Genomic DNA, 11,533 nt, shown 5'->3' on the forward strand with positions numbered 1-11,533 from the left:
TTATCGCCTATTTTGTGATCACTGAAGCAATAAATAAAAAGGAGGAGAAAAAATAATGGCTATCGCTGTTCTTATCATTTATATGCTTGCTGTCATTGGGATTGGATATTACATGAAATCCCGTATTAAAAATGAAATGGATTTTTTAGCGGCTGGAGGGAAATTAGGGGTCTGGGTTGGAGGTATGACGCTTGCGGCCACTCAGATGAGTGCAGGTACAGCGATTGGAACGGTAGGCTTCCACTATCAAGTAGGCTATAATTTTGCTTGGATTTGGCTTGCGATTTGGGCTTCATGGGTCATCATGGCCATCTTTATTGCCCCTAAAATGAAAGCATTCTTTAATTCAAATAAGGCTTTAACGATTCCTGACCTATTAGGTACCCGCTATGAAAGTAATGCCATCCGAGTGATTTCAGTTATTATTCTATTAATTTGTTACGGGATGACAGTTGTAGCTGAATTAGTTGGTGGATCATATCTACTAAATGTGGTTTTCGATGTTCCTATTACATGGGGAGTATTAATTATTGCATGTATATTTATTGCTTACACGGTAATGGGTGGGTTATTTGCCATTGCCTATACAGACGTACTTCAAATGCTTGTCTTTGCTATAGGGTTTGCCATTGCAGTGCCTTTTGCAGTATCAAAGGCAGGAGGTTTTAGTAAATTAAATGAAACATTATCTTCGATTGATCCGAATCTTGTTGCCAATGGTATGCCTTCATCAGTTTTAATGGGAGTTGCTCTATCATTCTTTATCATGATGATCGGGTATCCGATTATTGCTATTCGTTTTTATTCAATAAAAGATAATAAAACAATCCGTCGTGCTGTAGGTGTTTCATTTATTTTTCAGGCAATAGTAGCCGTTTCTATCGCCATTCTTGGCGTCAGTGCAAAAGTTCTATATCCTGATTTATCTTCTCCTGATTTAGCCAGCTCTACAATTGCGATGGATTTATTGCCGCCAGTATTGGGTGGACTGCTTTTAGCTGCCATTCTAGCTGCGATTCAGTCGACTGTCAGTGCCATTTTATTAATGCTGGGAAGCTCCATCTCTCATGATATTATGAAAGTCGTAATGAAGAAAAAGTTAAGCGACAAACAACAATTAAAGATTACCAGAATCGTAGTTTTGATTATGGGGATTTTACCAATACCATTCGCGTTAAACCCGCTGCCATTAATACAGCAAATTTGGATTAATGCGGCTGCCCTGATAGGTTCATCCTTCGCGGTCTCTATTTTGCTAGGGTTGTACTGGAAACGGGCAACAAAAGCGGGTGCTATTACTTCCATGGTTGGCGGGATAGGCAGCGCTATACTTTGGCTATCACTTGGCAACCCATTTGGATTGGATCCTGTTTATATCAGTGTACCGGTGAGTCTATTAGGAATGGTGTTTGTCAGCTTACTAACGAAGCCGGTGTCAAAACAAGCATTAATGCCATTTTTTAAAGATGTCCAAGCAACAGAGTCTGGAAACACAATAGCAGGATAAAAGGAGGAAATTCCATTGCCCTCAACAGATACGAAGCAATTGCTTTACCATTCAATTGAAGAAATCGGTACGTTATATAGAAAAAAAGAGGTATCTCCTCTCGAAATTACGGAAGCAACATTAGACCGTTTACAGGAACTTGAGCCAAAGCTAAATGCATTTATTACGGTCTTAAGTGAGCAAGCGTTGGCGAAGGCAAGAAAAGCTGAAGCTGCTTTCCTAGATGGGGCAAATGTTAGTAAGTTATTTGGGATACCTGTATCACTAAAGGATATTTTTATGACAAAAGGGATTCGTACCTCACTTGGATCACGAATTATGAAGGACTTTGTTCCAGATGAAGATGCTTTTGTCTATAGGGCATTACAGGATACGGGTGCAATCATTGTTGGGAAAAATAATATGCTTGAATTTGCTTACGGGTCTGTACACCAAGATTATGGTCAATGCAATAATCCGTGGAATGTAAGCCGTACAGCTGGTGGATCCAGTACTGGATCAGGAGCATCAGTGGCTGCTGGGATTGGATATGCCTCAATCGGAACCGATACAGGAGGCTCCATCCGCGTTCCAGCTTCCTTTTGCGGTATTATTGGGCTTAAGCCAACCTACGAAACGGTTTCACGACAAGGTTTGTTCCCTTTATCTCATTCCCTGGACCATATTGGACCGCTAACTAGGACAGTCCGAGACAATGCTATTGTTCTGGAGCACATTTCTTCCCGCCGCTTTAATTTCGATTCCTTGTTCACGGGAGAAATTCGCGGGGTTAAAGTGGGCGTTATTCGATCACTAACCGATTCCATTAAGAATCAGGAAGTTACTGCGTTAATGGTATCTGCTATTCAGCAGCTTAAGGAATTAGGGGCTCAGCTTTACGATGTCGAGATTTCAGGAATTGAATCAATCGAAAGAGCGGCAATGCCTATTGTCCTAGCAGAAGCTTCAACGTATCATCAAAAATGGTTTGAACCGAGGGAAAAAGATTATGCTCCAAACACCTATGCCAACCTAAGAGAAGGATATAGGGTCACAGCAGTAAGCTATTTGGAAGCGTTGGAGCAGAAAAAACGGTTCACAGAAGCTGTAGATCAAGTATTAAAACAGGTGGACGTGCTGATTTGTCCAACTGTCCCATATCCAGCTACAGAAAAGGACCCTTCCTTTGAGGATGGAAATATTGATATTTCTCAGCGTACGATCCCTTTTAATATGAGTGGACATCCGGCCATAACACTGTCAGCAGGCAATACAAGTTCAGAAAATCTGCCAGTAGGGCTGCAACTCATTGGACGGTACTATGATGAAGAAACCATTTATCGTGTAGCGGATGCCTTCCAACAATCTACAGGCGGCTACAAGCAGCCATCGTTATAAATGAAAGAAATGGATAAGACGGAAGGAGGGATTTGCATGTTAAAAAACGATTCAATTAATATCATAAAGCCGAACCAGGTCACTGATACCATGAAAGCTGTTGTCATCAGGGAACATGGCGGACCAGAAGTACTAAATTTTGAATCGATCGCAACTCCCGTACCTGGTCCTGGAGAGGTATTGATTAAAGTTGAGGCAACCGCATTAAATCACCTTGACATTTTTGCAAGAGAGGGCTTAAAAGGACCTGGGGTCCCAGAAATCACATTACCGCATATCTCAGGTGTAGATATTGTCGGAACCGTTGAATATTATGGTCCCCAGCTCCAAGGACAAAAAGGCGGACCGGCTAGAGGAGAAAGAGTCATCATTAACCCTGCTATCGGTTGTAATGAGTGCCGCTTTTGCAGACGTGGAGAACCAAGTATGTGCCCTGACTATCAAATATTGGGGGAACATTTTTGGGGCGGTTTGGCTGAATATGTAGTGGCCCCTGCACGCAATATTATTCCTGTACCTGCTCACATCCCATCGGAAATGGCTGCAGCTGCTCCAGTAGTTTACACTACTGCATGGAGAGGCGTTATGACGGTTGCGGAGGTAAAACCATCAGACGTGATCCTAGTAGTTGGAGCATCTGGAGGTCTTGGGTCGGCCCAGGTGGAGATTGCAACGGCAGCAGGCGCTACTGTATTGGGAATTGCCAGTACGGAAGAGAAACGTCAAAAAGCCTGTCAAAAAGGCGCTGTCGCCATGTTTGATTCAAATGGAGATTGGGAAGCAGAAGTAATGGAATGGACCAATGGCCAGGGGGTAAGCGCAGCCTTTGATTCGGTAGGTGCTCCTACACTAAGGAAAAGCTTACGTTGCCTAGAAATGGGCGGGAAAATTGTCCTATCCGGAGCAACAGCTGGTGATTCGCCAGATTTAAGTATAAGAGAAATTTATCAGCGTCATCGTCAAATACTAGGCGCACCGATGGGGAATTGGGAGGATTTCTTGCAGGTGATGAACCTGATTTGGAAAGGAAAACTACATCCTGCTATTCATAAAGTATATCCTTTCGAGGAAATTGTTGAGGCACAGCGAGATTTGGAAGAGCGAAAGCATTTTGGGAAAATAGTGATAAGAATAAGCTGAAAAGGTACTGCAATTGTAAAAACAGCCGGTTGGCTGTTTTTATTTTTTTTAATAGTGTCCATTGACTAAAAAATCAAAAAACTTTACAATATCCTTTAAGATAGGTGGATTTAGGGGGGATTAGGGTGCCTAAGATTTTAGCGGTCACTAAGGATAATCGTACATATAAATTGTTTTTCAAACAAATTTCCGACTTTTTTAATGGAAAAGTGACCATTTTATCAAGCGAGCAATGTCATGATTATGAAAAAGTTGATATCATATTGCTCTCTAATAAAGAGCTTCAAGACGACCTGTATCCCGAAGAAAAAGTGTTAATCGCTAGAAGGACCATTAACATTGCAAGATTAGAAGAATTAATCTCTTTGCCGGCAGGAACTGAATGCCTTGTAGTGAATAACTTAGGCTCCACTTCCTCTGAAACAATCGAAATCTTAGAAAACCTCGGGTTTGAATTAAAGTTCTATCCCTATTACCCTGGAATCAAAACGTATCAAAAAGTAGAGGTCGCCATTATTCCTGAGGCTCTTGAAATGGTTCCAAAAGGGATAAAAAGAATGATCAATATCGGGTTGCGCCCATTAGACTTTTCAACCCTCATAGAACTTTCACTGAAGTTAAACATCAATATCGATCGAGCAAATATCCAGTCTGCCCGATACATCCAAGAAATCATAAAATTAAGCAGAAACCTTTCATATTCCTTTAAAGAGGTTGCTCATCTCAATCATCAGTTAGATGCGATATTAAACACTGTCCATGATGGAATTCTTGCGACAGATGCGGAAAAGAATATTATAAAGATTAACCGATCCGCAAAATCGATGCTCGGAATGCATCATTCGGAGAATGAGATCATAGGAAAGAAAGTTTCAGAAATACTTCCGAAATTGAGATTGGATTCCTACATACATGATGATTTATCGCAAAAAAACCATGTTATATCCTTTAATGAAAGAAAATTAATTATCAATAATAGTTCCATTGTAGTGGAAGAAAAAAATATTGGAGACGTCACAGCCTTTCAGGATGTAACAAGGATTCAGGCTTTAGAGCAGGAAATCAGGAAAAAGATACAAAAAATGGGGTTTTCTTCAAAGTATTCCATATCGGACATCATTGGTAAAAGTCAGAGAATGAAGGATATTTTGCATATTATTAATAAGCTCGCAAAAACAGACCGGTCCGTATTAATTTTAGGGGAAAATGGAACCGGAAAAGAATTGTTTGCCCATTCTATTCATCAATTATCATCCCGTCATAACGGCCCATTTATTCCCGTGAATTTTGCAGGCTTACCAGAATCGTTAGCCGAAAGCGAACTCTTTGGATATGAAGAAGGGACATTTACAGGCGCAGTAAAAGGAGGCAAACAAGGGCTTTTTGAATTAGCACATAATGGTACCATCTTCATGGATGAAATAGGGGATGCACCTAAAAACCTTCAAACGCTGCTCTTACGCGTATTGCAAGAGAAACAAGTGATGCGGGTTGGGGGGAGAAGCATCATCCCAGTCAATGTCCGTGTGATAGCCGCAACAAATAAGGATTTAAAAAAGATGGTCGAAGAAGGAAGCTTTCGAGAAGATCTCTATTATCGGTTATTTGTATTGCCGCTCCGTGTCCCGACGCTTAGAGATCGAAAAGAGGATATTCCGGAATTAATTACCCATTTTTTTGAAGAATATTGTCCAACCATTCCATCTATATCTGATGATGTCATGAATGAATTAGTCAGTTATGATTGGCCTGGTAACGTAAGAGAACTTGCCAGTGTGGTCCAATACATGATTACGGTTATGGAAAATAACATCATCACTTTTCTTGATTTACCGGAACAATTTCAACGGACAGGTCCCTCTGTAAAAATAGATGATACTCTATTGCAGTTGACGAAAGAAGGAGACTTGGTGGACTTTCATACGATTCTATCTAGTTTATTGGAAGCAATGCAGGAGCGGAAGAGCATTGGCAGGGGGAAAATTGTTTCGTATGCTAAAGAAAACGGAGTCCTCTTAACGGATCAACAAGTTCGGCGCAGAATGGAAACGTTGAGGGATATGGGATTTATTCAATCTGGAACAAAAGGCCAGGGAAGCAAATTAACCCAAATGGGTATGAATACCATGAAAGAAATGGAAAGAATCATAAGTGAAAACGAAAAAGTAATGAAAAGGCTGTCCTAAAAGGGCAGCCTTTTCTAGCCTATTAGACCCTAAATAGACATCCCATGTTGCAGATGGGTTCTTTATTTCTACGACTTTTGTAATTTGATAAATTGGCACATTACTTGCATGTATAGTATATGAAACCATGAATTCGAGAAAGGGGAAAATATCTATGGCAACTGTTACAAATATTGCTCTTGAGAAAAGCTTACTTGATGAAATTAATACGGAGGTTCCTAAAGCGGTCCTGGAAAGATTCAGTACGTTAATTCGTGAATCTGGAAGTGAGGATGAAAGAATTGCAGCTGCGTTTTTAGAAAATTATTTACAAGAGTGGAAAGTTCCGCATAAGGTCCATCACCCTGAATTATATTTAAGCGTACCAAAAAAGGCTTATCTAAAAGTAACGGCTCCGATTGAAAAAGAAATTCGCGTTAAAACACCTTCTTTTTCAGTTGCAACCGGTGATGATTCGTTCAGTGGCGAGCTTGTTTACATATCTACAGGATATGCTAAGGGCATTAATGATATTTTCGGAACGGCAGTAGATGGGGACTTAGGAGATTTACAAGGTAAAATCGTCCTTACTGAAGGATATGCAATGCCAGGAAAGGTACGGGAATTTGCCGAAATGGGAGCAAATGCGATGATCTTCGTCAACCCTGGCAAAAACATACACGAGGGCATTTGTACTCCAATATGGGGAGCACCAGATTTAGATAACATGAATAACGAACCTACAATTCCAGTCCTTGCGATAAATAAATATGATGGCGATGAGTTAAAAGCATTAATTGAAAAAGAAGCGGTAACCATTGAATTCAAGACGTTCCTTGAAAAAGGCTGGATGGAATGTCCGGTTATCGATATTTTCATTGAAGGAACAGAAGAACCAGAAAAATACGTTCTCCTGCATGGTCATATAGATTCCTGGCACGAGGGAATCGGGGATAATGCTACCGGTAATGCAGCATTACTTGAAATGGCTCGCATCTTCTATAAGAACCGTGACAAGTTAAAAAGAAGTGTCCGAATTGCTGTTTGGACAGGTCACTCAACGGGTAGATATGCCGGTTCAAGCTGGTTCGTTGATCAATTCGGGTTGGATCTTGATAAAAATTGCATTGCACAGGTGAACTGTGACTCTCCAGGCTGCCGCTGGGCGACTTCTTATGAGTATATGATGTGGATGAGCGAAGTCGATGAATTCTGTACAGAAGTTATTACGGATGCTGTCAATCTCCCTTCAAAAGGATCACGACCACTTCGTGCAGGTGATTATTCCTTTAACAACATTGGTATTACATCCTTTTTTATGCTTTCTTCCAGCATTCCAGAGGAGCTTCTAAAAGAAAAAGGCTACTATCCTGTAGGCGGCTGTGGAGCAAACATTGAATGGCACACAGAAGAAGATTTAATGCATGTAGCTGACTTAGATATCCTTGTAAAGGACATTAAAGTCTATATTACCGGAGTGCTTCGTGCAGCCAATAGCGTTGTTCATCCATTTAATTTTGTGAAGACAGCGGAAGAGTTTGACAATACGATTAAATCCTATCAGGATGCAGCAGGCTCCAATTTTGATTTTACTCTAGCATTAAATGAGGTTTCCGCACTTCGCGAAGATTTACTAGCATTCTATGAAAAAGCAAACGCATTAAAAGGTTTGGAAATCAGCAACCCTCTGGTGAAACAAGTAAATGAAGTCATTGAAAAATTAGCGAGAATCTTAGTTCCAATCAACTTCACAAAACGTGGGAAATTCTGGCATGATCCTGCTCTTAATGTTCCAGCCCTACCAGACATTGCACCTGCCTTAAACTTTAAACAAGTACAAGAAGGAACTCATGAGTATAAGGTTTTAAAAACTCATTTAACTCGTGGCCAAAACCGTGTCATTTGGGCCCTGCAACAAGCCCGGGAATTACTATCTTAAGAGTGTCTGCTGCTGGGAGTGTCAGGAGCTTGCTGACACTCCTTTTGTGAATAAAGAATGACGCATTTAAGGCTCATCCAGACCAGCCTAGCAAATGGAGGAGAAACCGAAATGGCAATAAAAAGTGCAAAAGATTTACTATTTAAAACAATCGATGAAATTGGAACGTTGTATCGTCGTAAGGAGGTATCACCGGTTGAAGTAACAAAAGCAACTTTAGAGCGTTTGGATGAGCTCGAACCAAAGTTAAATGCTTTTATTACAGTGATGGCGGAAGAGGCCCTCCTGAAAGCTCAAGAAGCGGAAGCTGTATTTCTTAAAGGAAAAACAGTAGGCAAATTGTATGGTGTGCCTGTATCGATTAAGGATATCTTCAACACCAAGGGAATCAAAACGACATTAGGATCAAGGATTCTACAAAACTATGTTCCAGATGAGGATGCCTACCTTTTTACAGCGCTACAATCTTCTGGTGCGATTATTTTTGGTAAAAACAATATGCTTGAGTTCGCATATGGTTCTGTTCATCCTGATTATGGCCAGTGTAATAACCCCTGGGATGTCAATAGAACTTCCGGAGGCTCAAGTACAGGTTCGGCATCTTCCGTTGCCGCCGGGATTGGATTTGCATCCATTGGAACCGATACAGGAGGCTCCATCCGCCTGCCATCCTCATTTTGTGGGATTGTCGGATTAAAGCCTACCTATGATAGAGTTTCGCGTGAGGGGTTATTCCATTTATCCCATTCATTGGATCATATTGGACCGCTAACGAGAACCGTTCGTGACAATGCGATTGTGTTGGAAAGTATTTCTTCTATTCCAGTAAATTTCAATTCTATTTTTACCGGTTCGATTAAAGGTATGAAAGTAGGTGTCATCCGTTCATTGATCGACTCAGCAGCCATTCATCCAGGGGCAAGAGAATTGGTGAATGCTGGGATTAATCAGCTTGCTGAATTAGATGCTGAAGTCGTGGACATCGAAATTCCTGAACTTGCAACCATAGGCGAAATCGCTCTTCCAATATTGATGTCAGAAGGTTCCTTCCATCATAAGAAATGGTATCCAGAACGAGCAGCTGATTACGCCGAAGGAACGAAGATCGTTTTGGCGGAAGGATTCAAGGTTCCAGCTGTAAGTTATGTGGAAGCACTAGAAAGAAAAAGACAGTTTACTGAAAAAATCGCCAGTCTATTCGATCGTGTTGACGTACTTGTATGTCCAACCTCACCAAGTCCTGCTACTGAACGTGATCCTTCATTTGAGGACACGACGTATGATTATCTCCAACGAACCATTCCGTTTAATATTGCCGGAAATCCTGCATTAACGGTTTCCGCAGGCCTTACAGCATCTGAAAACTTACCTGTAGGTCTTCAGTTCATTGGGCGTCACCATGATGAAGCAACCGTTTATCGCATTGCCGATACTTTCCAAACCGCTAATGGAGGATATAAACGCCCACTCATTTAAGGGCTAGTTGATTTTTTCATAAAAATAAAATATTGGAGGTAAAACAAATGTCATCAATCCGTATTGCTGCTGTAGGTGATATTACTCTTTCGCAGAAAGTTGGAAAGGAATTGTTTAGGGGTGTATGGGATGCTGCGGATATTCGAATTGGAAATCTGGAGTCGCCAATCATGCATACACCGGGTGCTCCCGCTGATAAGCAATTTCGATTGCAACAGCCAATAGAAGCAGGGGAATGGCTGAAAGAGTTGAATCCTACAGCCGTTTCGATTGCTAATAATCACACGATGGACTGGGGCCCAGAGGGACTTTTTCAAACACAAGAAGAACTGGATCGAATTGGCGTAAGCTATGCTGGAGGAGGCCGGAATCTGGAAGAAGCCATCAAACCTGTATATTTTCATGCAGGCGATCATAGAATTGCATTCCTATCTTGGGCCACTACGCTGTCACCAGGATTCCAGGCCATGCACAATCGTCCAGGTATAGCGGGTGTAAGGGTTACATCCTTCTATGAATTAGGACCAAGTCTTGATTTGGAGCAGCCTGGAACAGCTCCGTATATTAAATCAGTACCGTTTGAGGAAGATCTAGTATTACTTGAAAAAGTGATTGAGCAGGCGAATAGGGAAGCAGATTTCGTTATATTAGCTCTTCATTGGGGTGTACCGCCTCAGTGGTGTGTTCCATATCAAGGTGTGATTGCCGAATATCAACCAATCATTGCGCAACGTGCAGCCAATGCTGGTGTCGATATTATACTTGGGCACCATGCACATGCTCCATATGGAATGGAAGCATTCAAAGGCAAAGATGAAAAAGAATTGCCTGTGCTTTACAGTCTTGGAAACTACATTTCTCATTACGAATACTCAGGAGTAGGGCTGGATATGTCTTCCTGTACCATTAAATTCCCTCCTAAGCTCCCAGAAAACCGCCAAAGCTGTATTGCAGATATCAAACTAACTACTTCTAATAAAAGACTTAGTGTTGAACGGGTTACGATCCATCCAGCAGTAATCAGTGAAATTGGTGAAGCAATTGAAACTAGTAACCAAGAATGTTTAGACATTGCCAATCGATTAAATGAGTTTAATAATCAGCGTGGTACGGTAACCGTAATCGAAGATAATAAAGTTGTGTGGAATAGCAATAATTAAAACACTGCCTAAAATTTGAATGCATGATTTCTAATATAAAAACCAACCGACTAATGATTTGGAGAGACCCAGATAAATGAGACAAGGAAAAAACACCCCCTGAATCGTATTTATACAATATGATTCTTAGGAGGGTGTTTTTCTATGAGCACGAGAGTACATTACCCAGAACAAATAAAGTGGGAAGCGATTAAGATGAAACAAGCTGGAAAGACAAACAAAGAAATTACGGAGCAGCTGGGGATAAAAAATAAGACCCAAATTAAAACATGGATGAGATGGTACAAAACAGGTCAAACCTATCGGTTTTCTCAACAAGTGGGAAAACAATATTCCTACGGTAAGGGAACGGAGGAAATGAGTGAGCTTGAACAATTGAAACTAAAGAATAAACAGTTAGAGGCTCAATTGGCAATCTTAAAAAAGTACCAGGAGATCGAAAGGAGTTGGAGCCACAAGTAGTTGTACAAGTAGTAGAAGATCTCTCATCCAAGTTTAGAGTAATCGATATTCTTAGTGTCTTAGGCATTCCTAAGGCAACGTATTATCGGTGGAAGAAGAAATATAAAGTTAATGAGTTAACTCCTTTAGAGGAACTAGTAATTAAACTGTGTGAGGAAAATTTTTATCATTATGGTCACCAAAAAATTAAATCATTACTAAACAGAAAGCACGGTATAAATGTTAACCGCAAAACAGTACAAAAGATTATGCAGAAATTCGAGATTCAGTGTCGAGTTAAGAAGAAGCCACAGAAGTACATTAATGG

The 11,533-nt window shown here is 40.8% G+C and carries 9 protein-coding genes; all 9 read left to right on the forward strand.

Annotated elements, in window-relative coordinates; translation table 11 throughout:
* Nucleotides 1-55 precede the first annotated feature (55 nt).
* On the forward strand, nt 56-1,507 hold the full coding sequence (locus QFZ28_RS29585) for a sodium:solute symporter family protein (protein WP_307198154.1): 1,452 nt from the start codon (nt 56-58) through the stop codon (nt 1,505-1,507).
* 15 nt (nt 1,508-1,522) lie between these two features.
* Nucleotides 1,523-2,884 (forward strand): amidase, encoded by a 1,362-nt coding sequence (locus QFZ28_RS29590; protein ID WP_307198155.1) that lies wholly within the window; start codon nt 1,523-1,525, stop codon nt 2,882-2,884.
* 36 nt (nt 2,885-2,920) lie between these two features.
* Nucleotides 2,921-4,024 (forward strand): zinc-binding dehydrogenase, encoded by a 1,104-nt coding sequence (locus QFZ28_RS29595; protein ID WP_307198156.1) that lies wholly within the window; start codon nt 2,921-2,923, stop codon nt 4,022-4,024.
* Between the two features lie 125 nt (nt 4,025-4,149).
* Nucleotides 4,150-6,210, forward strand: coding sequence for a sigma-54 interaction domain-containing protein (locus tag QFZ28_RS29600; RefSeq protein ID WP_307198157.1), 2,061 nt, complete (start codon nt 4,150-4,152; stop codon nt 6,208-6,210).
* Nucleotides 6,211-6,364: 154 nt separating this feature from the next.
* Nucleotides 6,365-8,128 (forward strand): M28 family peptidase, encoded by a 1,764-nt coding sequence (locus QFZ28_RS29605; RefSeq protein WP_307198158.1) that lies wholly within the window; start codon nt 6,365-6,367, stop codon nt 8,126-8,128.
* 111 nt (nt 8,129-8,239) lie between these two features.
* A complete protein-coding gene (locus tag QFZ28_RS29610) occupies nt 8,240-9,604 on the forward strand; it encodes an amidase (RefSeq protein WP_307198159.1) in 1,365 nt (454 codons plus the stop codon).
* A gap of 47 nt (nt 9,605-9,651) precedes the next feature.
* Nucleotides 9,652-10,764 carry a CapA family protein gene (locus QFZ28_RS29615; protein WP_307198160.1) on the forward strand — a complete coding sequence of 371 codons (1,113 nt, stop codon included), beginning with the start codon at nt 9,652-9,654 and terminating at the stop codon, nt 10,762-10,764.
* A gap of 144 nt (nt 10,765-10,908) precedes the next feature.
* A complete protein-coding gene (locus QFZ28_RS29620; RefSeq protein ID WP_307198161.1) occupies nt 10,909-11,226 on the forward strand; it encodes a transposase in 318 nt (105 codons plus the stop codon).
* The coding region (locus tag QFZ28_RS29625) for an IS3 family transposase (RefSeq protein ID WP_307198162.1) at nt 11,211-11,533 on the forward strand (323 nt) is incomplete at its 3' end. The genes QFZ28_RS29620 and QFZ28_RS29625, both read left to right, overlap by 16 nt.

This window comes from Neobacillus niacini, from assembly GCF_030817695.1.
Classification (GTDB): domain Bacteria; phylum Bacillota; class Bacilli; order Bacillales; family Cytobacillaceae; genus Neobacillus; species Neobacillus niacini_F.

Excerpts from the sequence above, each read along its gene's own strand:
- QFZ28_RS29595 (WP_307198156.1), top strand. The coding sequence starts at position 2,921 with ATGTTAAAAAACGATTCAATTAATATCATAAAGCCGAACCAGGTCACT.
- QFZ28_RS29620 (WP_307198161.1), top strand. The coding sequence starts at position 10,909 with ATGAGCACGAGAGTACATTACCCAGAACAAATAAAGTGGGAAGCGATT.
- QFZ28_RS29615 (WP_307198160.1), top strand. The coding sequence starts at position 9,652 with ATGTCATCAATCCGTATTGCTGCTGTAGGTGATATTACTCTTTCGCAG.
- QFZ28_RS29605 (WP_307198158.1), top strand. The coding sequence starts at position 6,365 with ATGGCAACTGTTACAAATATTGCTCTTGAGAAAAGCTTACTTGATGAA.
- QFZ28_RS29610 (WP_307198159.1), top strand. The coding sequence starts at position 8,240 with ATGGCAATAAAAAGTGCAAAAGATTTACTATTTAAAACAATCGATGAA.
- QFZ28_RS29585 (WP_307198154.1), top strand. The coding sequence starts at position 56 with ATGGCTATCGCTGTTCTTATCATTTATATGCTTGCTGTCATTGGGATT.